Source organism: Desulfatiglans parachlorophenolica (genome assembly GCF_055394735.1).
Window position 1 is genome coordinate 5,454,859 of record NZ_AP042460.1, and the last position, 25,029, is coordinate 5,479,887.

Genomic DNA, 25,029 nt, shown 5'->3' on the forward strand with positions numbered 1-25,029 from the left:
CTACTCCAGGAGGCTGACCCGGGTCAGATGGGCGAGTTGCGCAGGGGGATCGATGACGACTCGGTCGCCGGCAGCAATCCCGTCGGTGATTTCCTGCATCGATCCGAAAAGACGTCCGGTCTCGATAGGGGTCAAGAGGGCCCTTTGTCGGGAAATGGTGAAGACATGAGTTTTGCCGTTCTTTTCGACCAGGGAAGAAACAGGGACGGCAAGGACCGGCACCTCTTCGCCGGGTTGAACGGCCCGTTCCAGGAAGGCCGCCTTGGCACTCATCTCGGGCAGGATGTCCGGTTCCAGATGGTTGAAGGCGACCTTGACCATGACGGAGGCCTTGGTTCGGTCGGCCGTGGGCACGATCATATAGACCTTGCCTGAAAAACGCCGGTCGGGGAAGGCGTCGAGTTGGATCTCGCAGGGCTGGCCTTCGTAAACCGTCGCGATATTCGCCTCGGAGACATCCACCTCCACTTGCAGGGAACCCATATCCGCAATGGTCACGACGGCCGCCTTGGAATTGGCGGCCGCTCCAATGGGGGTGACGATGTCGCCGATGTCGGCGTTCTTGGTCAGGACGACGGCGTCGAACGGGGCCCGGATGTGAGTGTATTCAATCGCCACCTCGGTTTCCCGCACGGTTGCCTTTGCAGCGTCGATCGCCGCTTCGCGGGCTCGGACCAGGGCCGATACACTTCTGTAGCGCGCCTCGGCCTTGTCGAACTGGGCCTGCGCAACGATTCTCCGTTCGACAAGTTGGCGGTTTCTCTCGTATTCCAGCCGGGCATCCCGCAGCTCCGCTTTTGCCTGCGCGAGGTTTGAAACGGCCATTTCGAGGTTTGCGAGGGCCCTATCGCGCGCAGCCAGGGCATCGCGAGCTTCGAGACGGGCGATTACGTCCCCCTCGGAAACGCGACTGCCCTCTTCGACGGACAACTCGACCAGTTGCGCCGTAATCTTGGCGGCTACTGCGGATTTCCGCTGTGCTACCACATAGCCGCTGGCATTCAGACGTGTGAATGTCTGAGCCGGATACAAGGCCTGGATATGATAGGTGTGGACATCGGTAGCGGGTTTGAGGAGTTGTCGTTGATGAAGCCAGTAGAGCGTCGCCGCGACCGCCATTCCCAGCAGGATGGTGAAAAGATATTTTTTCCGGCTCCGGCGGGGAGTGAACGTCTTTTTTTCAATGCGCAGACCGGAAAGGTCTTCTTGCTCAGGCATGCCGCAGGGTTCCTTTCGATGGATGGGTGCCGGTCAAATGCGCCATTGTCCTGGATACTTGCGTCAAGTCAGGGAGAGTGCCGGGGGGCCTTCCCCTGTTTTCTGCGCCGCGATTTGAGGACGAACAGCGTGATGATCGCAGCGAGCAGGATGCAGAGGGCAATCAACTGGGTCACGGTCATGGAGGTCCCCGACAGGGTTCCGCGATCGTCCCAGCGGTATTTTTCTATCCAGAGTCGGGCGGTGCTGTGCAGGATGAGAAACCAGAGAAAGACCTGCCCGTTGTAGGTCTTGCGAAGCGAAAGGAAGAGAAGGATCGCGAAGATCGTGAAGGCGCTGAGCGACGAATAGAGCTGGGTGGGATGGAGGGGAATCCCCAGGGGTGCCAGTGAGTGGGGATGCGTGAAGACGATGCCCAGGCACGAATCGGTTGGCTTCCCGTAGCAGCATCCCGCCAGGTGGCAGCCGATGCGGCCGAAGCCCTGTCCGATGGAGGCGGCAGGGGCCCAGAGATCCCCCAAATTCCACAAGGGAATGCTGTGACGGTAGCTGTACCAGCCCATCGCGATCAAGGCGCCCAGGATCCCGCCCGAGAAGACGAGGCCGCCTTGCCAGATCTTGAGGGCGTCCAGTGGGTGCTGAAGGTAGTGGCCGAGGTTGATCAGGATATAAAGGAGCCGTGATCCTATGACCCCGCCGAGAATCATCAGGAACCCCATGTCCATGATCTGCTGCGAGGTGTACCCCTCCCGCTTTCCGATCTGCACGGTGACAAAAAGACCGGCAAGAAAGCCCATGGCCACGAGAAGGCCGTAACTGTGCAGGGTGAAGGGGCCTATGGAGATAAGGTCAGGGAACATACGTAATCTTTCCGGGCTCGAGGGTTTCGGAGCCTGCTGGACTTGATGTCTGAGACACTGGCATCATAAAAGATGCCTTTTTTTATCTAGTATCCATCCGGAAATGATTTCCCGGTACAACCCAGTTTCCAATCCGGAAATGAGGATTTTTTCTTCACACGCTTCGCGTGCTCAGTCCCATCGCTTCGCGGCGGGTCCCGGTTTGCCAATATCAAGGAAATCAAGCGTTTGCGCGGAGGCGACCTGTAGGTCGCCGCACAAGCAAACGTGCAAATTGACGCTGAGATTGGCAAAAAAGACCATTTCCGGATTGGAAACTAAAGCCATCCATGCAGCGAACAACGGGTTGAACAAACGTCCAGGCGAAAGGTCGCCAAACCCCTAGAATTGAGCGCCTCTCCGGGATCCACGCAGAAAGACAAACCCGATCAGAATGGTTCCGATCGTAATGGCTGCATCCGCGACGTTGAAGGCCGGCCAGTGGTAGGACCCGATATAAAAATCCAGAAAATCAATGACTTCACCGTATGCCAAACGGTCTACCAGATTGCCGACGGCCCCACCAAGGACGAGGGAGAGGGCGAAGGCCATCAGCCTTTCGCTGGGCTTCAAGCGCGTGAGCCACCACACCAGTACGATGGTAGCCGCCAGGCTCGCCCCGATGAGGAGGATCATCCGCCACTGCACGCCGTCGCTCCGGTTGAGGAGCCCGAAGGCCATTCCCCGGTTGCGGACATGCACGATATTGAAAAAACCGCTCAGGACCGGGAACGTCTCGAGGGGCTGTAGAAAACGCGTCAACAGCCACTTGGAGACCTGGTCCAGGGCTACGACGACAACCGCCGGCCAAACGGTGAAATGGACAGGGCTCGCCAAAGGCCTTACTCCGTTTCCTCGATCGCCAGAAGGCATCGGCGGCAGAGACTGGGATGGGCGTCCGCCTCGCCGACGCTCGCGTCATGCACCCAGCACCGCTCGCATTTGGGCTGTCTGGACGGCCCGACGAGCACCCGCAGACCGGGAACGGTTTCACTTTCGGCGACTGCCTCCAGTTCGGCTGGTGAAGCGAGCCGAACCTCCGAGACGATGAAGACGGAGCGAAGCTCTTCCCGGTAGGGATTCATCAGGTTCATCCAATCCTCGGCTAGTCCGAGGGTGACGACGGCATCCAGCGAATGCCCGATCCGTTTCTCCTTGCGGGCCAGTTCCAGGGCCTTGGTGACCTCCCGGCGGACGGTCATGATGCGGTCCCAACGCTCGGAGATGTCCGGATTGGAAAAGGCTTCATCGATCTGCGCGAAGCCGTCCGCGTGTACGCTCGGCGCCCGTTCTCCTTTCAGATACTGCCAGATCTCTTCGGCGGTGAAGGAAAGGACCGGGGCCATGAGACGTACCAGGGTGTCCAGGATGATGTGCATGGCCGTCTGGGCCGAGCGCCTCGCCCGGGATCGCGGGGGCGAAGTGTACAGCCGGTCCTTGACGATGTCCAGATAGAGGGAGGATAGATCCAGCACGCAGAAATTGTGCAGCCCGTGGTAGACCACGTGAAACTCGCAGTCCTCATAGGCCTTGAGAATCTTCCGGCTGAGGTCCTGGAGGCGTTGCAGGGCCCACTGATCGAGTTCCTGCATGTCCTCACGCGGGATCCGGTCGGCTGCCGGATCGAAGTCGTAGAGGTTCCCGATCAGGAAGCGGCAGGTGTTCCGGATGCGCCGGTAGGCTTCAGTCAGACGCTGCAGGATCTCGTCGGAGAGCCGGATGTTGTCGCGGTAGTCTTCCCCCGCGACCCAGAGCCGCAGGATCTCCGCCCCGTATTTCCGGATGAGCTCCTCGGGGGCGATGACGTTCCCGGCCGATTTGTGCATGGCCTTCCCCGCGCCGTCCACGACAAACCCGTGGGTCAGCACGTTCCGGTAAGGGGCTTCGCTGCGGGTTCCGACGGAGCAGAGGAGGGAGCTGTGGAACCAGCCGCGATGCTGGTCGCTGCCCTCGAGGTACATGTCGGCGGGGTTTTCGAGATAGGGGCGTTTTTCCATGACGGCGGCATAGCTGACACCGGAGTCGAACCAGACGTCAAGGATGTCCGTCTCTTTTTGAAATCGGTTCGACCCGCAGCCGGGGCATGTCGTACCGGGCGGCAGAAGATCGGTCTCGGATTCCGTGAACCAGATGTCCGCGCCGGAGGTCTCCACCTTGGCGGCCACATGGTCGATGATCTCCTGCGAGACGAGGATCTCGCCGCAGTCCTTGCAGAAAAAGACCGTGATGGGGACCCCCCAGCTTCGCTGCCGAGAGATGCACCAGTCGGGCCGGTTGGCGATCATGTTTTGGATCCGCTCCTGCCCCCAGGCCGGGATCCAGTTGACGCGCCCGATGGCCTCGAGGGCCCGCTGCCGCAATTGGGTCTTGTCCATCGAGATGAACCACTGCTCCGTGGAGCGGAAAATGACCGGCTGCTTGCAGCGCCAGCAATGCGGGTATTCATGGTGGATGACCTCTTCCTTCATGAGGGCGCCCACTTCCCGCAGTTTCTGGTTGACGAGGGGGTTGGCCTCGAAGACGCTTTGTCCGGCGAAGAACTCCACTTCCGGGAGAAAACGGCCGTCGCCGTCCACCGGAGAGTAGACCTCCAGGCCGTAGGCGAGCCCGGTTTCGTAATCCTCACGCCCGTGCCCCGGGGCCGTGTGGACGCAGCCGGTGCCGGCCTCGAGGGTCACGTAGGGGGCCAGCACGATGCGGGAGGGCCGGTTGTAGAGGGGGTGGCGCGCCTCGAGGTTTTCGAGGTCCTTTGGATCGACGGCGGTCAGAACGGAGTAATCCTCGATTCCGAAGGAGTCCATGCAGACATAGAGAAGCCCTTCGGCCAGGATGAGGACATCGCCCCCCGGGATTTCGACCGCGACATAATCGAAGTCCGGGTGGAGCGCAATGGCTAGGTTCGCGGGGATTGTCCAGGGGGTGGTGGTCCAGATGAGCACGAAGACCCGCTTGCCCTCGAGCTCCGGATAGCGCGCCGAGAGGTCGGAGACTATAGGGAATTTGACGAAAATCGACGGTGAGGCATGGTCCCCGTACTCGACTTCGGCCTCGGCCAGGGCGGTGTGGCAGGAGGCGCACCAGTAAATGGGTTTCTTGCTGCGGATCAGACTGCCGTTCAGCGCGAACTTGCCGAATTCCCGGACGATCGTGGCTTCGTACGGATAGTTCATCGTGAGGTAGGGCCGTTCCCACTCGCCGAGGACGCCCAGCCGTTTGAACTCATTGCGCTGAATGTCGATAAAGCGCTCGGCGTAGGCCCGGCAGTGGCGCCGGATCTCGGCCTGGGTCATGTCGGCTTTGCGTTTCCCCAGTTCCTGGTCCACCTTATGTTCGATCGGAAGGCCGTGGCAATCCCATCCGGGGACGTAAGGGGCGTCGAAGCCGGCCATCTGTTTCGACTTGATGATGATATCCTTCAGGATCTTGTTGAAGGCGGTGCCCATATGGATGTGGCCGTTGGCGTAAGGTGGGCCGTCATGTAGCATGTAGCGTTTCCGGCCTTTGGACCGCGTCCGGATCAGTTCGTAAAGATGCTCTGCTTCCCATTTGGCAAGGATCTCAGGCTCTTTCTTGACCAGATTGGCCTTCATGGGAAAGGCGGTTTGGGGAAGGTTGAGTGTTTGCTTGTAATCCATGCAGGATGCCTCCATAGCATATAATAAACCCAAAACATAACAGATGCCCGGAATCAAGTCAAATCCAGAATCGGTCTTGCGATCGGCGGAAAGGCCCGCGCCGACGCTGTGTTTCATGCCGTCTCCGGATGGACGCTGACTGAGCGGCGAATCGGGTGAAGAAACGGGGACCCTGAACTCGAAGCGGTTGACATCCGTGAGGGGTGTCGGCAAGCTGAAGGGAAACGGGTGAAGCGGGGTGCCGCCTCACCCGGATGAAACCAGGGAGGAAAGGTGATATCAAATTGAAGCGTATCAAATTTGTTGCGGCAGGGGTGTTGCTGTCCTTTATCCTGAGCGGTTGCGGGCCGTTGATCGTCTTCGGCACCGGCGCGGCCGCCGGTGTGGGAGGCTATCGGTATTGCCAGGGTTCTTTGATCGTCGTCTACGAGGCGCCGTTCGAAAGAAGTTGGCAGGCGGGCCTCGCGGCTGTCCAGGCGCTCGGGTTCAAGGTGAAGGACGCCCGGCACGATCTCAGCTCAGGTACGGTCTCGGCCGAGCAGGCGGACGGGACGCCGGTTACGCTCAAAATGAAGTATGTTTCGGCGGAACAAACCGAAGTTGCGATTCGGGTCGGTTTCTGGGGCGACGAGGATGGTGCGGCGGTGATCGAGAAGCGAATCGGGGAGGCTCTGAGCGGTCAGGTCTGAATGTCCAGGGCCTTCAGCATATTGTCTGCGAAATGCATCACGAAATGCCTTTGCGGCTCCGTGCAGTATCCGAGACAGGTGCATTGCATGGTGTGGAGCGAGCGGATGAGAAATTCGAGCCGCACCCAGTCCGGGCCCAGCTCAACGGCGAAGACATGGGGGCGGCAGGCCTGATGGCTGCACTGCTCCTTGGTCAGGACGTCGTCCGGGATCTGAACCCAGTAGATCCCGTCGATCCGGCTGTGCAGGGCGTTTTCCTCCAGAAAGCCCTTGATCTTTTCGAGGCTGACGGTCGGAATTTCATCGAGCAGATAGGCGCGCATCGTCGGAATCACCTTTTTTCGCGATCCATCCGCGCGCCTGAGACAAAGGCGTCGATGACCGCGTAGATCCAAAGGAGCAAGAAAAAGGCCAGGATCAGCTTGAGCGCCGTGAAATCCTGGGACTGCAGCCTGGCGATGAATCCCCCCTCAGCGTTGGAGGGGCCAGGGGCGCTTTCCATCGCCTGCTGGAAAAGTCGATAAGACGCAAAGAGGGCGGCCAGAAAAAGCACGAAAACGGAGCCCAGGAGGACCAAGCCCTTCTTCAGGTGCTGATTGAAGATTTGCCCCAGACCCGGAATGACCAGCCCGGAGCAGAGCGCCGCGAGCCACGCCTTTTTCATCCCCGGCCCCCTTTCCACAACTGCAGGTGGTCCCGCATGATGCAGCGGTTCATGATGACCGTGCATCCCGCCTCCCGGGCTTTTCGGGCGGCCTCCTCGTGCACGATCCCGAGCTGCATCCAGATCACCCCGATCCCTTTGGCGATGGCCTGATCGACAAAGGGATCCACCCTCTGAGAACCGATGAACAGGTCGGCGAGATCCACCTCGAACGGGATTGCCGCCAAGGTCGGGAAACAGGGGCGTCCGAGGATTTCCCTCTGTCCGGGATTGACGGGGATGACATCGTAGCCGTGTTCCAGCAGATAAGCCGCCACCCGGTGGCTGTCCCGCGCGGGTTTCGGCGAAAGCCCCACTACTGCAATGGTCCGGCATCGGCGCAGAATGGCGCCGATGGCTTCGTCCGGCGGCCGGTTATCTGGGAGTTCACAGCTTGACATGGCTTTTCAGCAGGCGCCTCCACAAGGACCCGGTAGAGGCGCCGAAGCATGGGGTCTCATGATGACGGGTTGTCGAAAGACGCCTCGGTTGGATAAACCTGCGCGGGCGAAAACGGCCGGGGCACGACGTCGGCGCGGCATTCGTTTCCTTCCGATTCCACCGCATTATTGCAGGATCTCTTTTATCTTTTGAGCCTTGTCCTTGACCTCCATGGCCCTCTTGACGCCTGGGACCTGCCCGATGACGGCATCGGTCAGCTTGGCCTCGAGGGCCTTGGGGGCGGAGGCCTCCGCCGCGGTCTTTTTGGACCCTGTGTCGGGTGCTTTTCCAAGTTCGCCTATCGGGTCGGCAAGATCTTTTTTGACGTTTTTAAATTCCCGGATCGCGCCGCCCAGACCCTTGCCGATTTCTGGAAGGCGCTTGGCGCCGAACAGGATCAGCACGATGACCGCGATGATGAGAAGTTCACTGGGGCCTAATCCGAACATAATGGCGCTCTTTCAAAGGAATGCTTTCAGGGGTTCGGTCGGTTCCAGCCGGCTGCAGGGGAATTTGCCCGGCTGTCGACGGATGACCCGACCCTCGGAGATCAACCGGTCAGTTCGACCGGTTCCTCGCCGTCACTACGTTCGTCGACCGTGCCGATCAGATAACCCTTCTCACCCATCGCCTCCAGCCTTAGCATGACCTCCTTCGTGTCGTCGGCATTCACGACGATCACGAGGCCCAAGCCGTTGTTGAAGGTGCGGAGCATCTCCCGTTCGGGGATATCGGCCTTTTGCTCTAGATAATGGAAGACAGGGGGGCGTTCCCAGGATCCCCGTTCGATCACCGCCTTGCAGGCGGCCGGAAGGATCCGGGGCAGGTTGTCGATCAACCCGCCGCCCGTAATGTGGGCAATGCCATATATGCGGAAATCGCGCCGTAGATTCTGGATCGTGCGGACGTAGATGCGCGTCGGCTTCAGCAGTTCCTCGCCCAGGGTTCGTCCGAACTCGGGTATGAAATCGTGGACATTCATCTGCAGGTCTTCGAAGAAAATTTTGCGCACCAGGGAGTAGCCGTTGCTGTGCAAACCGCTCGATCCGATGCCGAGCAGCTGGTGCCCCACGGCGATCTCGGAGCCGTCCAGGATGTCTTTGTTGTCGGCCAGACCGACTACGAACCCGGCCAGATCGTATTCCCCCTCACCGTAGAAGTCAGGCATCTCGGCGGTTTCTCCTCCGATCAGGGAGCATTGCGCCTCCTGGCATCCGTCTGCGATGCCTTTTACAATGTCGGCTGCCCTGTCCACATCCAGTTTCCGCATGGCGAGATAGTCCAGAAAGAAAAGCGGGGTGGCTCCCTGGACAAGGATGTCGTTTACGCACATCGCAACCAGATCGATGCCGACAGTATCGTGCCGGTCCATCATAAAGGCGATCTTCAGTTTGGTGCCGACCCCGTCGGTCGAACTGACAAGGACAGGCTTCTCGACGTGCTGGAGGTTGAGGGAGAACAGCCCCGCAAATCCCCCGATGTCGGTGATGACCCCGGTCCGGAAGGTCTTGCTGACGATCGGTTTGATCCTTTGTACGAAGCGGTTGCCGGCGTCGATATCGACGCCCGCATCGGCATACTGTCGCGTCACTTTCTTCTCGGCCATCGGTTCTTGTCCAACAAGGCGGTTTAAGCAAAGATGAGGGCGTTTCAGGCAGATCTCAACTCTACTATACTCGGCTTTTAGGGCCCGGTTTGTCAAACAATTTCTGGCAAGATCGGCATGCCGGCCGCCCGAGCGATAACGGCACACCATTTCCGGATGGAAACCAAGTAGTATCCATCCGGAAATGATTTCCCTATAGAACCCAGTTTCCAATCCGGAAATGAGGATTTTTCTTCACACCCTTCGGGTGCTCAGTCCCACCGCTTCGCGGCGGGTCCCAGTTTGGCCAATATCAAGGAAATCAAGCGTTTGCGCGGAGGCGACCTGCTGGTCGCCGCACAAGCAAACGTGCAGATTGACGCCGAGATTGGCAAAAAAGACCATTTCCGGATGGAAACCAAGTAGGTTTTGCATTTTTGAGGACGATCCACTATGATCTTGCCCGTTCAGGGGCTTTGTGGATTGGCGGGCAAGACGGTGGTAAACGCTCCCGGTCGGTAGGACCCGTCGGACAGGGTGTGGATTTTTAAAGGAGATGAAGGAAATGATGCAGGAATTCAGGAGAATGAGTCGCTTGCCGCCCTATGTCTTTGCCACGGTCAACAAAATCAAGATGGACGCGCGGCACAGGGGCGAAGACATCGTCGATCTCGGGATGGGAAACCCTGACATCCCCACCCCGAGGCATATCGTCGACAAGCTGGTGGAGGCCGCGGAAAAGGGTCAGAATCATCGCTATTCCGCATCCATGGGGATCACCAAACTGCGGCAAGCCATCTGTGACTGGTACAAGCGGCGGTTCGACGTCGATCTGGACCCCGACGAAGAAGCGATCGTCACCATCGGGGCCAAGGAAGGCCTGGCGCATCTGGTCCTGGCGACGATCAGCCCGGGGGATGTCGTCTTTGCACCCAATCCGACCTATCCGATCCACCCCTACTCGGCGATCATCGCCGGGGGGGACGTCAGGAGTATCCCCATCGGTCCGGACCGGGATTTCTTCGAAGATCTGCTGACGGCCACCAAGCAGACGTGGCCGAACCCGCGCATGCTGATCATCTCCTACCCCCACAACCCCACGACGGCTGTCGTCGATCTGCATTTCTTCGAGAAGATCGTCGACTTCTGCCGCGAGCACGAGATCATGGTGATCCACGATTTCGCGTATGCGGACCTGGTCTTCGACGGGTACAAGCCCCCGAGTTTCCTGCAGGTCCCTGGTGCGAAGGAGATCGGTGTGGAGCTTTTCAGCCTCTCTAAGAGCTACTCCATGCCGGGTTGGCGCGTAGGGTTCTGCGTCGGGAACCCTGCCCTCGTCTCGGCCCTGCGCCGGATCAAGAGCTATCTCGATTACGGCGTTTTCCAACCTATACAGATCGCGGCGATCATCGCCCTGAACGGCCCTTATGACTGTGTCGAGCAGATCGTCGAAATCTATCGCGAAAGACGTGATGTCCTGGTGGACGGTCTGAACCGCGTCGGGTGGGCGATCGAGAAGCCGAAGGCGACCATGTTCGTCTGGGGGCGAATCCCCGAGCCCTATCGGGCGATGGGATCGGTGGAATTTTCGAAGATGCTGATCGAGAGGGCCAGGGTGGCGGTTTCGCCGGGCATAGGCTTCGGCGAGTACGGGGACGAGCATGTCCGTTTTGCCCTGGTGGAAAACCCGCACCGTATCCGCCAGGCGATCCGGGGGATCAAGCAGATCCTTTGAGGGTGGAAAGCCAGGTTGGATAGGGAGGGCCGTGGGGTGCGGGGCGACCCTCCGCTTTCATGATGTGAGGATATATGCCACAGCTTCAGGTGGGGATTATAGGGTTTGGCACGGTCGGGGCCGGCGCCTGCGAGGTCCTGCTCGAAAACCGGGACGTGATCGCGGATCGCGTGGGGGTGGAGATCGTCATCCGGCGCATCGCCGACCTCGACATCGAACGGGACAGGGGGGTGGCCATAGACCGAAGCCTTCTGACGCGGGATGCCATGGAGGTCATCGAGGATCCCGACATCCGGATCGTCGTCGAGTTGATGGGCGGCCTGAAACAGGCGAAGGAATTCATCCGCATGGCGCTCGAGCGCGGCAAGCACGTCGTGACCGCCAACAAGGCCCTGCTCGCGGAGACCGGGAACGAGCTCTTCGATCTGGCCGAGAAAAACGGGGTGGGGCTCGCGTTCGAGGCGAGCGTCGGCGGGGGGATCCCCATCATCCGCGCCTTGCGCTCCGGTTTGGCGGCGAACCGCATCCAGACGATCATGGGCATCCTGAACGGGACCTCCAATTATATCCTGACCCGGATGGCCCGTGAGGCCCTGCCCTATGAGCAGGTCGTGGAGGACGCCGTCCGGGAGGGATATGCCGAGGATCCGCCCACCCTGGACGTGGACGGAACCGACGCCGCCCACAAGCTCGCGATTCTCATCATGCTTTCGAGGGGAGAGGCGGTGCCTTTCGACGGGATTTACCGCGAAGGCATCATGCGGCTTACCCCGGACGACATCCGCTTTGCAGGCGAATTCGGGTACAGCGTGAAGCTCCTGGCGATCGCCCGGCATCACGGCGACCGGGTCGAGGCCCGGGTGCATCCCGCCATGATCCCCAAGGGCCACATCCTCGCCAATGTCAATGACGTCTACAATGCCATCTACATCGAGGGCGATTTCGTGGGGCCGAACCTCTATTACGGTCTCGGAGCCGGGAGGCGGGCTACCGGAAGCGCCGTCGTCTCGGATATCATGGACCTCGCGCGGCAGCTGCGTTCGGGGCAGGGCCGGGTCCTGCCCTCGCGGGGATACGCGCGGCCCGTTCGGAGTCATATCGCCATCCAACCCATGGATGAACTGGTGTCGGCCTACTATTTCCGCTTCTCGGCCCTGGACAAGCCAGGTGTGCTTTCGCGGATCGCGGGGATCCTGGGCGACCACGAGATCAGCATCTCGTCGGTCATCCAGATGGGGCGCGAGGTCAACGGGTCGGTCCCCATTGTGATGCTGACCCATGAGGCCCGGGAGCGAAGCGCCCAGCAGGCGATCGGTCTGATCGACCGGCTGGACGTATTGACCGACAGAACCGTCATGATCCGAGTGGAAGGGGCGCATCGATAATGGACTGCAGCGAGACGCCGCGAACCCGCTACGTGCTTCTGGTGGGGGACGGCATGGCGGATTACCCCATCGAGGCGTTGGGCGGCAGGACACCCCTCGAGGCGGCGCATACCCCCAATATGGACCGTATTGCACAGGGCCGCATGGGGCTGGTCCAGACGATCCCGGAGGGAATGGAGGCCGGGAGCGACGTCGCGAACCTGTGCCTGCTCGGCTATGACCCGCGCGTATACCACTCGGGTCGATCCCCGCTCGAGGCCGCGAGCCTCGGGGTGAGCCTCGCGCCCGACGATGTCGCCTTCCGGATGAACCTGGTCTCGTTGGATTGGCGTTCGACGGGCGAGATCGTGATGCTCAGCCACAGTTCGGGGGACATCACCACCGCCGAGTCGCGGGAGATGATCCCCGACCTCCAGGCGGGGCTCGAGTCGCCCGGCATCCGGATCTATCCCGGCGTCGCCTATCGCCACCTGCTGGTTTGGTCGTCCGGACCCCTCGATGCGCAGACCATCCCCCCGCACGATGTCCTGGGCCGCGATATGGCTTCTTACCTCGACCTGGGAGGTGCGAACCCTGTGCCGGGCGTGATCCGCTCCTCCTGGCCCATCCTTCGGGAGCATCCCGTCAACCGCCGGCGCCGGGCCGATGGACGCCTCGAGGCCAATTCCGTCTGGCTTTGGGGGCAGGGCCGTGCGCCGCAGTTGCCGCGGTTCACCGAGCGCTTCGGCTTGACCGGCGGCGTCATTTCGGCTGTGGATCTGCTGAGGGGGATCGGCATTTATGCCGGGTTCGATCCGATTTTCGTCGAGGGGGCGACCGGCTACCTCGACACCAACTACCGGGGAAAGGGTGAGGCCGCGATCAAGGGCCTCGAGACGCGTGATTTTGTGCTCGTCCATGTGGAGGCCCCCGATGAAGCGAGCCACAACGGGAGCCTGGAGGAGAAGATTCAGGCGATCGAGGCCTTCGACGCCAAGGTCGTCGGGACCGTCCTTGACGGACTTTCCGATTACCCGTCGTTTCGGGTGATGGTTGCCAGCGACCACTTTACCCCCATCTGCCTGAAGACCCACAGCCGGGAGCCGGCGCCGTTCGCTTGGGCCGGACCCGAGGATTTGGCCGCATCACCGGGGAAAGGCGGATTTACCGAGAAAAACGCCGCGGCGAGCGGCATCGTCTATGAGGCCGGGCATACCTTGATGCCGGATTTTCTAGGACGGGCTTAATGGCTTGACAGTGGGGGCCCGATCACATATTTTCGGGCGGTGCAGGTCGGGTTTTTGCCGGGGCGGATCTTACAGTCCGATCCCGGTGGCTGCGCGCGCCGTCGTTTCTGAGGCGGCTTGAAGAGCGTCGCCACCTGCACATGCGATCCCGTAGCTCTGAGCCGGGGCGTGGTCCGCCGTGAAACAGGGGGACGGCGCAGGCGCAGGCGGTCAAGAACGGCAGTCTGCGGTTCCCAAGATCCGGGGTCCGCTTGCCTTGGGGCGTGCGAGGGACGGGACGGGCCGTACATCGGGCGGGCGGCGGGTTATGGTGATTCCAGGGGTGGATCAGATTGCAACAGCCCCAAACTATAGTGAAAAGGAGAAGAAAAGGATGAAGATACTGTTTTTCGGTCCCAACGGCAGCGGGAAGGGTACGCAGGGCGCCATCGTCAAGGAGAAGTTCGGGATTCCGCACATCGAGACGGGGGTCATCTTTCGTGACAACATCGGCCGCGGGACGGATCTCGGCAAAGAGGCCAAGGGCTATATCGACCGTGGGGAACTGGTCCCCGACAGCATTACCATTCCCATGATCCTGAGCCGGCTGAAGGAACCCGACTGCAAAAACGGTTGGCTTCTTGACGGCTTTCCCCGCAATCTCACCCAGGCGCAGGAACTCGAGAAGGCCTTGAGCGCTGAGAAAATCGACCTCGATATCGTGATCGAAATGGCGCTGGACCGGCAGATCGCGAAGAACCGCATCATGGGGCGGCGGTTATGCGTCAACGACAACAATCACCCGAACAACATCTACATCGACGCCATCAAGCCCAACGGCGACAAGTGCCGTGTCTGCGGCGGAGACCTCAAGACCCGCAGCGACGACCAGGACGAAGAAGCCATCGATCAACGCCACAACATCTATTACGACGACAAGACCGGGACGATGGCGGCCATTCTTTTTTACAAGAAGCTCTCGGCCGACCGCGGCGGCAAGCCCCGGTTCATCGAGTTGGACGGACGCCCCGGTGTCAAAGAGGTCTCGGCGGATCTGTTGGGGCAGCTCGGCCGGTAAGTCCGGCCTTGTCGAGCCCCGGGCCGGCAGGCCTGCCGGCCCTTGAAGCGATCCTGCGGGCGAATGCGAGGCTGCGCGTGGATGGCCTCCGGGTGTAAGGCTTTCCAGGCGCGGAGTCGATCGTTCGGCCGTTTTTTATCGAAGCGCCCCGGTCCCAGGTTGATCAGGGCGCTTTGTATTGAGGACGCTCTATGAAGGGGGACATATCGGCGGAGCGTGCCGCCTTTCTGATGGAGGATTTCGAGCGCGGCTTCATCGAACACTGCCGGCTGAAGGCGCGGGAGGCCTCTTCCGGGAGGTTTTGCTCGGAGGTAGAGATCGCGCCCTGCCACCGGCAGCAGGACGGCTTCATCCACGCGGGCCTTATGGCCACCATGGCGGACCACACAGCCGGTTATGCAGGGTTTACGATCGTGCCGGCCGAGTTTCAGATCCTCAGCATCGAGTTCAAGATCAATTTTCTGAGGCCCGCTTACGGAGATCGTTTGATCTGCCGCTCGAGGGTGCTCCGCGGAGGCAGGCAGATCATCATCGCCGAATCGGAGGTCTACGACCGCGCCGAGGGTGTTGAGAGGCTGGCGGCCAAGGCCATGGTGACCCTCATGGCTGTGCACCGGGATAATCTTGCGTCAAAGCGCTGAGGCGATCTCATCCGCCAGTTTGTCAGCCGCTTCGGCCGGGTCTGCGGCATCGCGGATCGGGCGTCCCACCACGATGTGATCCGCGCCGAGCCGGATAGCCTCGGCGGCCGTGACGATCCGCTTCTGATCGTCGCCGGGCACCATCGACCAGGCGGGGCGGATCCCTGGCGTCACGGCGATGAACCCGGGGCCGAAAGCGTCCTTGATCCCGCTCACTTCCTGTCCGGAGCAGACCACCCCATGGCATCCGGCCTCCCGGGCCGCCCTGGCGCGCATGAGCACCAGGGCCGGAATATCGTCGGCAAGCGCCGGATCGCACCCGAAGCGCAGGAGTTTTTCGCGGCTGTGGCTTGTCAGCACGGTCACCGCCAGAATCCGGGTGGAACCGAGGACGTTGTCGGGGATCTGTTTGAGGATGGGGTCCATCGCCTCGGCGTGGATGGTGACGAAGCGCGGCTGATAGCGGGCGGCGGCCGAGAGCGCCCGTTTGACTGTTGCGGGGATGTCGTTCAGCTTGAGATCCAGGAAGATCCCGGCCCCGCCGCGGCTGCGGATCGCCTCGAGGATCTTTGGACCCTCGGCGATAAAAAGCTCCAATCCCACCTTGAAAAGGCCGACGTGGTCTCGAAGCCGGTCGACGGCGCTGAGGGCCTGCTCGTAATCAGGAAGATCCAAAGGGAAGATGATGTAATCCTTGGGTGCTTTCATGCGGTGCCTCTTTGCGGGCGGCGCAGAAAGGGCGCCGCCGAAACGAAAGGGTTTCCAAAGGGAAAAGGTCTGTCAACCCCGAGCAAGTCGCCGTGCGGGTGCCCGGGAATAAAGCGATCCAGTGCGGAAAAGCCGGAACAAGCGAAAAAATAATGGACATCCGCTTAAAATGCAAGTATGTTAAAGGATCAATGTGAGCCACCGTAGCTCAGTCGGTAGAGCACCTCACTCGTAATGAGGATGTCTGCGGTTCGATTCCGCACGGTGGCTCCATCCTTTCGGATTTCTTCAGACTGCGACTTTTTCCTTTCCTTCGTGAACGCTCCTGATTCTGTCTGAACCCTTTCGGTTCTTTTCCACGCAGCACCATCGAACCCGTCATCCGGGCGCCGTGTGGCTCATTGACTCCAGCGCCGCAGCGGGGATTTCCATCGAGCTTTGAGCCTGTACCTGGTATCTATCTGGTGTCCACCCGGAAATGCTTATCCAGCACGACCCGGTTTCCAATCCGGAAATGAGGATTTTTCTTCACCCGCTTCGCCGCTCAGTCCCGGTTTGGTCAATATCAAGAAAATGAAGCGCTTGTGGGGAGACGACCTGCATGTCGCCGCTGAGATGGGCCAAAAAGGCCATTTCCGGATGGAAACGACTTGGTCTGCCGGCGGCGGCAGCCTGGGGATGTCCGCCTGTGCCGATGTTCAGAGCAGGTTGAAGTCTTCGAGGATGATCTGTCGGCTTGGCACACCCAGGGACTGGAACTGTTCTACGAAAGAGGCGACCATGGGAGATGGGCCGCAGAGAAAGATGTTTTTGCCCTGCACGCCCCCCTTGACCCGCTCATGGACATACTCAGCCGTGATCCGGCCCTGGCGTGAAGTGAGATAGTGTCCATCCGGAAATGATTTCCCGGCACTACCCAGTTTCCAATCCGGAAATGAGGATTTTTTGTCAATATCAAGGAAATCAAGCGTTTGCGCGGAGGCGACCTGTAGGTCGCCGCACAAGCAAACGTGCAGATTGACGCCGAGATTGGCAAAAAAGACCATTTCCGGATGGAAACGAGATAACATTCGTAGTGGTGGCCCCGCTCTTCAAGGGTCTTGAATCCGTGGAAACGGCTTATCGCAACCTCCTTCCGGATGTCTTCATCGAAGCCTTGCGTCCGCCATGGTTCGGCACACATAAAAGAGAAAAACGAGGGGGCTTTTCCAGGTCCTGATCAGTTCGGGGTGCATCCGGCGCAGACGTTCGGGGGCCTCCCGGGCCTCGATCCTTTCTTCGGAGTGGAGGGCCACATGCCACATCCCGAGAAACGGGGTGATGCCGATGCCGCCGCCGATGAAGATGCAGCCTCTTTCGGCCGAAAGGAACCGGTCGCTGAACTGCCCATAGGGGCCGTAAAGGGTGACGGAGTCCCCTGTTTCGAGCCTGTCGAGGGAGCGTGTATGATCGCCTGACTGCTTGATCCCCAGTTTGATCCGGTTGCTGGAATTGTAGCCGCAGGCGATGGAGTACGGGTGCGGCTCCGGGGTGATCCCCTCCTTGTGCACAACGAGATAGACGAACTGGCTGGGCTTGAATTCCATCTTTTCCTGAATCGGGCTGAGGGTTGCCTGGACCACGTCCCCATGTTTTTCGATTTCGGAGATGGTATAGTGGAAATGGGGCCCGCAGAACCGATAGAAAAATCGGATGTAGACAAAGCTTGCCAAGGCGAGAGCGAGAAACCCGTATACCCAAATTCTGAGAAAGGGGTAGGCGGCGACGTCGCGGTCGACGATCAGTACATGGCCCGCAGCCAGGAGCAGAACCCCTCCGAACCATTCATGGGTTATCTTCCAAACGTGGTAGGGAATCTTCACCCAAAGGGTGAAGATCATCAGCCCCGCCATCAGCGAAAAGGTCGCAACGCCGATGTTGTGACCCCAGAGATAGGGGTTTCCCGAAGGCCGAAGGAACCCCAGTTCCTGAAAAAAGACAAGGAAATCCGGCAAATTGTGAGCTGAAAGGAAGAGGGGGTGCAGGACGATCAGAAAAAAGGACCAGCGCCCGATCCGTTTGTGGACCTGGTAGACCTTGTCCTGGCCTCCGAAGAAGGCTTCGAGCGGGCGAAGCCGCGTCGAAAGAACGGCGCACCAGCACATCAGGATGGTGGCGCTCAGGGAGGCCGCTTTTGCAGGATATTTGCAGGGATCGGAAAACCAGTCGTCGTAATAGGCCTTGCTGCCGAGCCAGACGATAAGGGTGGCGCATACCGTCAGGAGCGCAGGCCAGGTCTTTTGATGGATCTTTGAGATGGTGAGCATTGTTGGATCGGTTCCAACCAGAGGGTTTCGTCTTCCCGAAGAAATCCGCCCGCAGCCTGTTTCGTGCCCTCACGTCCGATCCAGCGCGTACGGATCAGGCCCGGGGGTTGTCCTGCCGCCATTCGGAATGCCTCCAGAAGCCGCCCCTGGCGGCTGCGGGGCTCTCCGAGACCGATTCAGGGTCATGAATTCCGAAGGAAGAGGATGTTGGTGTCCATCCGGAAAGGCTTATTACGTGTGGACTACCTTCCAATAGAAACGATTCTAACACAAAATGGGTGGCAGATTGAACGCTCCTTTTGCCCCCGGCTTTCCAACAGTGCGCAAAAGGAAGCTGTGCCTCCGCCGGAAAAATCGTTGTCAACGCGCCCAAAAAGCGCTATAAAGCCACGTCGAACCTGATTTTCCAGTCCCTGTGGTGTCTTCTATCCGGAAGGCTTTCGGTGTCGAAAGGGCTCCACGGCCGTAAGCGGAGGTTTCCGGTCGTGGCGGGGGTGATTTTGCCGCTGCGGGAAGAGGGTTTGCGGGAGCCTCCCGAGCAGACGGGCGGAAGGGCACCGGACCCTCTGAAAGGCCTCCTTACGGATGATGACACGTTCATATCGCCGGCAGTGCACAGGCGGCCGCTGATGTGCCCTGGGGGCTTGCGAGGCCTTGTCGGCAAGGGGAGGATGGTACCATGGAAGAAAATATTCAGGATTACTTTTTGTGTGACAGCTGCGCCGGTAAAGATTTCAAATTGGTTTACAACTTTTCGCTCCGGTTTCACGGCGTCAATTTTTCCGACGAACTGATCTACGACAAGCTGATCGAAGAGATCTATCAGTGCACACGCTGCCAGAAGACATTCACGAAGGCGGAGATCGAGGAGGGGTTGGCCAGGATCAAGAAGGCCCACCGGCACGTCTGAAAGGGTGGATCAAAAACTGATTTCGTAATCCTCGAGATGAAATCCTTCCTTGGGGATGATGACGATCCTCTGATTGATTCTCTTTTCCAGATCCATGATGGATTCCTGCTCCTCTTCCCTGAGTACATTGGCGATATCGGGGTGCACCAGCACCTGTACCGGACCCTCCTGATTCAGGGCCCTGCAATCCCGTTCGAGATCCCGGAAGATTTCGTAGCAGATCGTTATCCTCGATTTCAGCGTGCCTCGGCCGTCGCAGTAAAAGCAGGGCTCTGTCAGCAGGCGGTTGAGGCTCGCCCGCGTCCGTTTGCGGGTCATTTCGATCAGGCCGAGTTCGGAAACCTGGAGGATGTTGGACTTCGCCCTGTCCTTGGACAAGGCCTCTTTCAGGGCCAGGAAAACCCTTTCACGGCTGATCGGTTTTTCCATGTCGATGAAGTCGATGACAATCAGCCCCCCGATGTTCCTGAAGCGGAGCTGGTAGGCGATTTCCTTGACGGCCTCCAGGTTGGTCTTCAGGATGGTCTCCTCGAGATTGCGTTTCCCTACATAGCTGCCCGTGTTGACGTCGATGGCCGTCAGGGCTTCGGTCATTTCAATGACGATATACCCGCCTGATTTCAGCCAGATCTTTTTCTCGAGGGCACGGGAAATCTCCATCTCTATCCCGAAGGCATCGAAAACAGGGTCGGCGCTTTCGTAAAGTTCGACGGAATACCTCAGACGGGGGGCGAACGTTTCGATGAACTCCATGACGCCCTCGTACTCCGGGCGCGAATCGATGACAAGGCGATCGACCTCGCGGGTGAAGAGGTCACGGACGGAACGAAGCGAGATCGACAGGTCTTTGTAAAGCTGCTTAGGCCCCGAACCTTTTTCCGCTTTGGCCTGGATATTCGACCAGAGTTTGAGAAGAAAATCCATCTCCGCCTTGAGCTTTTCCTTGCTGGCGCCTTCGCTGACTGTCCGGACAATGAAGCCGTAGTCCGCCGGGCGGATCGCGTTGATGATCTCTTTGAGGCGCGCCTTTTCCTCCCTGTCTTCGATGCGGCGTGATACACCGATATGGTTGACCATAGGCATCAGCACCAGATGCCTGCCGGGGATGGATATATGAGAAGTCAGGCGCGCGCCCTTGTTGCCCAACGGCTCTTTGGAGACCTGCACGATGATGTCCTGATTCTCATGGAGCAGGTCTTCGATCTGGTAAACGGGGCGAAGGGGGGAAGAAAGCGCGGAGAGGGCCTCCTCATCGCCTTCCTCTTCGTTGCCCCCTTCGTGGTTTTCATGGTGGCGCTGAAGCATCAGACGCTCCATGTCGGAGAAGTCCTTGTGGACATCGGCGACATAGAGAAAAGCGGTCCGTTCCAGACCGATATCGACAAAGGCGGCCTGCATGCCTGGCAGAACACGGACGACCCGTCCGCGATAGATGTTCCCCATCAATTCCTGTCCGGTTCTCCGCTCGATATGCAGTTCGACGACGACGCCGTTTTCTACGAGTGCCACGCGTATCTCATGCGGACGGGCGTTGATGATCAGTTCACTGGCCATAGGGTGCGTCTTTCAAGGGTTGCCGATCAGAAAGTTTACATCAAAACCTGCTCGATTTTCTGAATGTGGAGGTGCGTGGATTCCGAATCGGTCAGACCGAAAACGGACTGGATGACTTCCACAGGACGTATCTGCGGTCCCTCCGGGTGGAGGATCACGAGTTCCAGTTGATTGAGGTCGGAAAACGCGAACGTTGTGATCAGAGGGCGGATGTCCAAAACATGTTCGCCTTTTTTTGTTTTTTTGACAACCTCGAAATGCTTACGGGCAAAGAAATCATCCAGCCGATTCGCGGGCAGTTCAAGCTTTTCGAAGAAAATCCTGTATCGGCTGCTCTTGACCCTGGGGATCGGCGAGGTCTTGTCGAGTTTCAGCATGGCTTTGATCGTGATCCCGTCCGGGAGCCTCCGGTTGAGTTCCGCCGCGCACCGGTCGACGTCGAGATTCCCTTCGGTTTCGATGACCATGGTCTCCTCGAAACTCTCGGTTCCGAGCGGGAGGGCGGTGGTAAAGGTCACTTTGGGCAGAGGGTGAAAGCCCTGGGAGTATCGGAGCGGGGTGCCGGCCCGTCTGAAGGCGCGCAGGAAGGCCCGTGAAAACTCCATGTGGCCGAGCAGCGCCGCTGCTCCGGTTTTGCTGTAGGCGAGAAGATACCTTGCGGGCGCAGCCTGGGAGGCGGAGACAGGGATGGGAGGTACGGGGGGCGGGGACCATGGCTCGGCGAAGACCGGGTCGATGACGGTATGGTCACAGACCCCGCATTCGAGGCAGCCCCGACGGCAATCCGGGGTCAGGAGGGCCTCGCCGGCCTTTTGCCACTCCTGTTTGAGGAAGGCCTTGGTTACACCGCTCCGGATGTGGTCCCATGGAAGGACTTCGTCCAGGCTCCGTTCCCGTGGCCCGTAGGCTTCCGGGTCGACCCCCGTTTCCGCAAACGCTTCACGCCAGATGGCCGGATTGAAGTGCTCGGCCCAGGCGTCATAGCGGGCGCCTTTCCGCCATGCGGCTTCGATCGAGCGGGCCAGCCTACGGTCGCCTCGCGAAAAAACCCCTTCGAGCCAGCTCATCTCCGGCTGATTCCATTTGACCTTGACCGGGCTGCGGCGGAGGCTGTCCTGTAAGATATGCAGACGCCTGCGACTTTCATCGAGGGAGATCTGTGCGCACCACATAAAGGGCGTGTGGGCCTTCGGGACAAAGGTCGAGACGCTTAGATTCAGGCGGTTCCGCCTGCTTGTCTTGGAGCCGGTTGCAGCGATCTCGCGCGCGAGCCTCACCGTGTCGTCCAGATCGCCGTCGGTCTCGAACGGGAGCCCGATCATGCAGTAGAGCTTGATCAGATTCCAGTCCGCCCGATAGACGAGATGCGCCGTTCTAAGGATATCCTCATCCGTCAGACCCTTGTTGATGACCCGGCGCAGCCGTTCGTTTCCCGCCTCGATCGCCAGGGTGAAACCGGTCTTTCGAACCCGTTTGATCTGCTCCATGAACAGGGGACTCAAGCTGTCTATGCGCAGGGAGGGCAGGCTTACGGAGATCCGGTCCTTCGCGTGCCGATCCATGAGGTGGGTGAGAAGCGGCTCGATGCAGCTGTAATCGCCTGTGCTGAGGGAGAGGAGCGAGAGGTCGTCGTACCCCGTCATGCCCAGGGCCTTTTCCGCGATGCGGGCGATGGTCGCGGGTTGCCTCTCGCGCACCGGGCGGTAGATCATGCCGGCCTGACAAAAGCGGCAACCGCGTGTGCACCCGCGGGCGATCTCGATGGCAAGCCGGTCATGGATGAGTTCGGTGAAAGGAACCGGCTGATCTTCCGGGTAGGGGATCGCCTCGATGTCGGGTACGATCGCTTTTTGCACGAACGGCTTCCCGGCTTGAAGCGGCTCGATCGCCTCGAGGTTTCCTTCACGGTCGTAGCACGGTTCGAAATGGGCCGGCACGTAAACCCCGTTGAAGGCTGCGAGGTGCCGCAGGAGTTCTTCCCGCGATCCGGCCCCCGACCGCTTCCAGTCTCGGATTGCCTCGCAGATTGCGGGGGCGACGGTTTCACCGTCGCCGATGACGATGAGGTCGAAGAAGGCCGCAATCGGCTCGGGGTTGAAGCATGCAGGTCCTCCGGCGATGACGAGGGGGTCGGATTCCCGGCGCTCTTCCGCCCTGAAGGGGATGTCGGCCAGATCGAGCATGTTCAGGATATTGGTAAAGCAGAGTTCATGCTGAACGCTGAAGCCGACCACATCGCAGGAGCGGAGAGGTCGGCGGGATTCGAGGGTCAAGAGGGGAGCCTCCTCCTGCCGCAGGCGCCTTTCCATGTCCGGCCAGGGGGAAAAGACCCTTTCCGCAGCGAGCCAAGGCAACTGGTTCAGGATGTGATAGAGGATCTTCAGACCGAGGTGGGACATGCCCACTTCATATACGTCGGGAAAGGCCAGTGCGATGCAGACGTCGGTGGCTTCGGACGGTTTACGAATGACGTTGACTTCGCAGCCGATATAACGACTTGGCCGGCTGACAGCCAATAGATGCCGGATCTCATGTTCGGACAGCATAAGGGCCTTTCTTTGAGCGGGAATCCCGGGGCGTTGATGAGTTGGGACCGGATGCCCCCGCGGCGGAATCCGGATTCGTTTCAAATGTCTGGTCAGGGTGTAGCGGCAGTTCGATGATGATCTGCGCACCGCCTTCAGGATGATTTTCAGCATTCACGCTGCCGCCCATTCCTTCGATGATTCCTTTGACGATAGGCAATCCCAGACCCGAACTGCCTTTGCGGGTGGTAAAAAAGGGATGAAAGATCTGGTCCAGATCGGCCGGGGTAAAACCTTTCCCGTTGTCATGCAGGGTGATGGTTACGAGGGGCCGATCCGAAAGGGAGTGCGCATTCAGGCTGGAGACGGCGGTGATGGTGATTGTTCCGCCCGCGTCGGGCAGTGCTTCGGCAGCATTGCGAAGCATATTCCACAAAGCCTGGCTCAACTGATCAGGGTCGCTCGTCATTTCAAGCGGCTCGATGCGGCTTTCGATGTGGATGCCCTCGCGCCAGTGTGGGCTGTTTCGAAAGAGCGCTGTGATCTCTTCAGCGATGTCTGACAGCTGAAACGTGCGGTAACTCGGGTTTTTCGGCCTGGCAAAGGTCAAAAAATCGTGGATCAGACCTTCGATGCGCCCTGTTTCCCGCGACATGATGGAAAGCAGGCGCGAATTGACCGGGTCTTCATCCTGCCGGATCTGAAGGAGCTGGATCGATCCACTGATGGAAGCCATGGGGTTGCGGATTTCATGGGCTACCTTGGCGGCGAGCTCTCCCACCGTGGCGAGGTTTTCCATCCGTTTCAATCGGTCTTCGAAGTGCTTGATGCGCGTGACATCCTGAAAGAAAAGGATTTTGCCGTGTTTTTCTCCTGCGGGCAGTTCCAAACCGGAAATGGACAGACGCAGGTGACGGCTTTTCCCCGTCGGGGATGTAAGCGAGAGCGCGTGAAGGGGCGAGGGGCCTGCAGCCTCCAGCTCGATCAGTCGGGCTGCTACACCGGGGTGCGCGGCGATTTCCGGCAGAAGACGGTCGACAGGCTGACCCAGCCCCTCTTTTTCGTCGAGTCTGAAGAGGGTCCGGGCGGCTGGATTGATCAGCAGGACGCGCGCGTTTTCGTCCAGGACGATGATACCTGAGGCGATGTTCTGGATAATGCCTTCATTCAGGGCCTCGAGTTTGCGGATATCCGTCTGTCTGGCCCTCAGCTCCACGTGGCTTTCCCGGACCTGCTCCGAAAGAAGGCCGCTCAAAAAACCCGTGAGAAAAAAAGCGGCCATATGGACGATGATCAGGTAAAAGACGTTGAAGGCGCTGAAGTCGGCGGGGTGCAAACCCTGTAAAGGCGGCGGCTGGATCAGGCTGTAAAAATGGGCATCGATCAGGATGCCATAGCCGATGCTGCTGGCGGAGGCGATGATCAGGCCTCCTTTGCGGTGAAGGAGCATGCTGGCAGCAATGATGACGAGAATGTAGAGAAAAGGGAAGATGCTCTCGATTCCGCCCGTGGCATAAATGATGGCGGATACGATAAGAACGTCGATAAGCAGCTGGATATACGCCTGATGGACCAGACGGCGCAGGTACTTGAAGGCGACGGCGTAAAAGAGCGTGAGGAGATAAACCAGCCCGATGATTATATAGAGCATATTCTGAGCGATGCTCAGATCGGGCTTGGGCGATTTGATCTGGATGAAGACCGATGCCCCGAGAAAAAGAGAGACCATGACCACCCGAAGAAACATGAGGGCCTGTAGGCGTCCAAACAGGGTTTCGGCGTGTTTGGTATGGTCCGGGTTGTCGGGCATGT

The 25,029-nt window shown here is 59.5% G+C and carries 25 protein-coding genes and 1 tRNA gene; 8 read left to right on the top strand and 18 right to left on the bottom strand.

Annotated elements, in window-relative coordinates; all coding sequences use genetic code 11:
- The 6 genes from ACZ500_RS25320 to ileS all read right to left on the bottom strand — a co-directional run bounded on the left by ACZ500_RS25320 (position 1) and on the right by ileS (position 5,752).
- Entirely contained in the window at positions 1-1,218 is a 1,218-nt protein-coding gene (locus ACZ500_RS25320; protein ID WP_464230211.1) for an efflux RND transporter periplasmic adaptor subunit, read from the bottom strand.
- Between the two features lie 68 nt (positions 1,219-1,286).
- Entirely contained in the window at positions 1,287-2,078 is a 792-nt protein-coding gene (gene lgt, locus ACZ500_RS25325; RefSeq protein ID WP_464230212.1) for a prolipoprotein diacylglyceryl transferase, read from the bottom strand.
- An 86-nt stretch (positions 2,079-2,164) separates the two neighbouring features.
- Positions 2,165-2,302 (bottom strand): hypothetical protein, encoded by a 138-nt coding sequence (locus ACZ500_RS25330; protein ID WP_464230213.1) that lies wholly within the window; start codon positions 2,300-2,302, stop codon positions 2,165-2,167.
- Positions 2,250-2,381: a hypothetical protein gene (locus ACZ500_RS25335; protein WP_464230214.1), complete on the bottom strand. Its 132-nt coding sequence runs from the start codon at positions 2,379-2,381 to the stop codon at positions 2,250-2,252. Before ACZ500_RS25335 ends, ACZ500_RS25330 begins: the two co-directional genes overlap by 53 nt.
- A gap of 78 nt (positions 2,382-2,459) precedes the next feature.
- Positions 2,460-2,954 (bottom strand): signal peptidase II, encoded by a 495-nt coding sequence (gene lspA / locus ACZ500_RS25340; protein WP_464230215.1) that lies wholly within the window; start codon positions 2,952-2,954, stop codon positions 2,460-2,462.
- A gap of 5 nt (positions 2,955-2,959) precedes the next feature.
- Positions 2,960-5,752, bottom strand: coding sequence for an isoleucine--tRNA ligase (gene ileS, locus ACZ500_RS25345; protein ID WP_464233118.1), 2,793 nt, complete (start codon positions 5,750-5,752; stop codon positions 2,960-2,962).
- 284 nt (positions 5,753-6,036) lie between these two features.
- On the opposite strand from ileS, the gene ACZ500_RS25350 reads away from it, so the two are divergent.
- A complete protein-coding gene (locus ACZ500_RS25350; RefSeq protein ID WP_464230216.1) occupies positions 6,037-6,441 on the top strand; it encodes a DUF3568 family protein in 405 nt (134 codons plus the stop codon).
- On the opposite strand, the gene ACZ500_RS25355 is transcribed toward ACZ500_RS25350, so the two are convergent.
- From ACZ500_RS25355 to ACZ500_RS25380, 6 genes are all read right to left on the bottom strand, one after another.
- A complete protein-coding gene (locus tag ACZ500_RS25355; RefSeq protein ID WP_464230217.1) occupies positions 6,432-6,764 on the bottom strand; it encodes a hypothetical protein in 333 nt (110 codons plus the stop codon). The two genes, ACZ500_RS25350 and ACZ500_RS25355, sit on opposite strands and share 10 nt — an antisense overlap.
- An 8-nt stretch (positions 6,765-6,772) precedes the next feature.
- Positions 6,773-7,105: a DUF5683 domain-containing protein gene (locus ACZ500_RS25360; protein WP_464230218.1), complete on the bottom strand. Its 333-nt coding sequence runs from the start codon at positions 7,103-7,105 to the stop codon at positions 6,773-6,775.
- On the bottom strand, positions 7,102-7,545 hold the full coding sequence (locus tag ACZ500_RS25365; RefSeq protein ID WP_464230219.1) for a CoA-binding protein: 444 nt from the start codon (positions 7,543-7,545) through the stop codon (positions 7,102-7,104). The genes ACZ500_RS25360 and ACZ500_RS25365 overlap by 4 nt, the downstream gene beginning before the upstream one ends.
- A gap of 165 nt (positions 7,546-7,710) precedes the next feature.
- Complete coding sequence (locus ACZ500_RS25370) at positions 7,711-8,034, bottom strand: Sec-independent protein translocase subunit TatA/TatB (RefSeq protein WP_464230220.1); 324 nt, start codon at positions 8,032-8,034, stop codon at positions 7,711-7,713.
- Positions 8,035-8,135: 101 nt separating this feature from the next.
- The gene (gene purM / locus ACZ500_RS25375) at positions 8,136-9,191 is read right to left on the bottom strand and encodes a phosphoribosylformylglycinamidine cyclo-ligase (protein ID WP_464230221.1); all 1,056 of its coding nucleotides are present in this window, start codon (positions 9,189-9,191) and stop codon (positions 8,136-8,138) included.
- Between the two features lie 234 nt (positions 9,192-9,425).
- Positions 9,426-9,575, bottom strand: coding sequence for a hypothetical protein (locus ACZ500_RS25380; protein WP_464230222.1), 150 nt, complete (start codon positions 9,573-9,575; stop codon positions 9,426-9,428).
- A gap of 163 nt (positions 9,576-9,738) precedes the next feature.
- On the opposite strand from ACZ500_RS25380, the gene alaC reads away from it, so the two are divergent.
- The 5 genes from alaC to ACZ500_RS25405 all read left to right on the top strand — a co-directional run bounded on the left by alaC (position 9,739) and on the right by ACZ500_RS25405 (position 15,214).
- Positions 9,739-10,905, top strand: a complete 1,167-nt coding sequence (alaC, locus tag ACZ500_RS25385) for an alanine transaminase (RefSeq protein WP_464233119.1) — start codon at positions 9,739-9,741, stop codon at positions 10,903-10,905.
- 74 nt (positions 10,906-10,979) lie between these two features.
- The gene (locus ACZ500_RS25390) at positions 10,980-12,290 is read left to right on the top strand and encodes a homoserine dehydrogenase (protein WP_464230223.1); all 1,311 of its coding nucleotides are present in this window, start codon (positions 10,980-10,982) and stop codon (positions 12,288-12,290) included.
- The gene (locus ACZ500_RS25395; RefSeq protein WP_464230224.1) at positions 12,290-13,516 is read left to right on the top strand and encodes a cofactor-independent phosphoglycerate mutase; all 1,227 of its coding nucleotides are present in this window, start codon (positions 12,290-12,292) and stop codon (positions 13,514-13,516) included. Before ACZ500_RS25390 ends, ACZ500_RS25395 begins: the two co-directional genes overlap by 1 nt.
- A 373-nt stretch (positions 13,517-13,889) precedes the next feature.
- Positions 13,890-14,573 carry an adenylate kinase gene (locus tag ACZ500_RS25400; protein ID WP_464230225.1) on the top strand — a complete coding sequence of 228 codons (684 nt, stop codon included), beginning with the start codon at positions 13,890-13,892 and terminating at the stop codon, positions 14,571-14,573.
- Between the two features lie 191 nt (positions 14,574-14,764).
- On the top strand, positions 14,765-15,214 hold the full coding sequence (locus ACZ500_RS25405; protein WP_464230226.1) for a PaaI family thioesterase: 450 nt from the start codon (positions 14,765-14,767) through the stop codon (positions 15,212-15,214).
- On the opposite strand, the gene pyrF is transcribed toward ACZ500_RS25405, so the two are convergent.
- Positions 15,203-15,922, bottom strand: coding sequence for an orotidine-5'-phosphate decarboxylase (gene pyrF / locus ACZ500_RS25410; protein WP_464230227.1), 720 nt, complete (start codon positions 15,920-15,922; stop codon positions 15,203-15,205). The two genes, ACZ500_RS25405 and pyrF, sit on opposite strands and share 12 nt — an antisense overlap.
- Before the next feature lie 197 nt (positions 15,923-16,119).
- On the opposite strand from pyrF, the gene ACZ500_RS25415 reads away from it, so the two are divergent.
- Positions 16,120-16,195, top strand: a tRNA-Thr gene (locus ACZ500_RS25415).
- A gap of 425 nt (positions 16,196-16,620) precedes the next feature.
- Here the strand turns inward: ACZ500_RS25415 and ACZ500_RS25420 are convergent.
- Positions 16,621-16,968, bottom strand: coding sequence for a hypothetical protein (locus tag ACZ500_RS25420; protein WP_464230228.1), 348 nt, complete (start codon positions 16,966-16,968; stop codon positions 16,621-16,623).
- Between the two features lie 99 nt (positions 16,969-17,067).
- Positions 17,068-18,228 (bottom strand): ferric reductase-like transmembrane domain-containing protein, encoded by a 1,161-nt coding sequence (locus ACZ500_RS25425; protein WP_464230229.1) that lies wholly within the window; start codon positions 18,226-18,228, stop codon positions 17,068-17,070.
- Between the two features lie 679 nt (positions 18,229-18,907).
- On the opposite strand from ACZ500_RS25425, the gene ACZ500_RS25430 reads away from it, so the two are divergent.
- Positions 18,908-19,138, top strand: coding sequence for a hypothetical protein (locus ACZ500_RS25430; protein WP_464230230.1), 231 nt, complete (start codon positions 18,908-18,910; stop codon positions 19,136-19,138).
- Between the two features lie 9 nt (positions 19,139-19,147).
- Here the strand turns inward: ACZ500_RS25430 and ACZ500_RS25435 are convergent, their stop codons facing one another.
- Genes ACZ500_RS25435 through ACZ500_RS25445 form a run of 3 tightly spaced genes read right to left on the bottom strand, consistent with a single transcriptional unit; the run spans position 19,148 to position 25,027 of the window.
- On the bottom strand, positions 19,148-20,692 hold the full coding sequence (locus ACZ500_RS25435) for an Rne/Rng family ribonuclease (RefSeq protein ID WP_464230231.1): 1,545 nt from the start codon (positions 20,690-20,692) through the stop codon (positions 19,148-19,150).
- Between the two features lie 35 nt (positions 20,693-20,727).
- Complete coding sequence (locus tag ACZ500_RS25440) at positions 20,728-23,238, bottom strand: TIGR03960 family B12-binding radical SAM protein (protein WP_464230232.1); 2,511 nt, start codon at positions 23,236-23,238, stop codon at positions 20,728-20,730.
- Positions 23,222-25,027 carry a two-component system sensor histidine kinase NtrB gene (locus ACZ500_RS25445; protein WP_464230233.1) on the bottom strand — a complete coding sequence of 602 codons (1,806 nt, stop codon included), beginning with the start codon at positions 25,025-25,027 and terminating at the stop codon, positions 23,222-23,224. The genes ACZ500_RS25440 and ACZ500_RS25445 overlap by 17 nt, the downstream gene beginning before the upstream one ends.
- Positions 25,028-25,029: the final 2 nt, after the last annotated feature.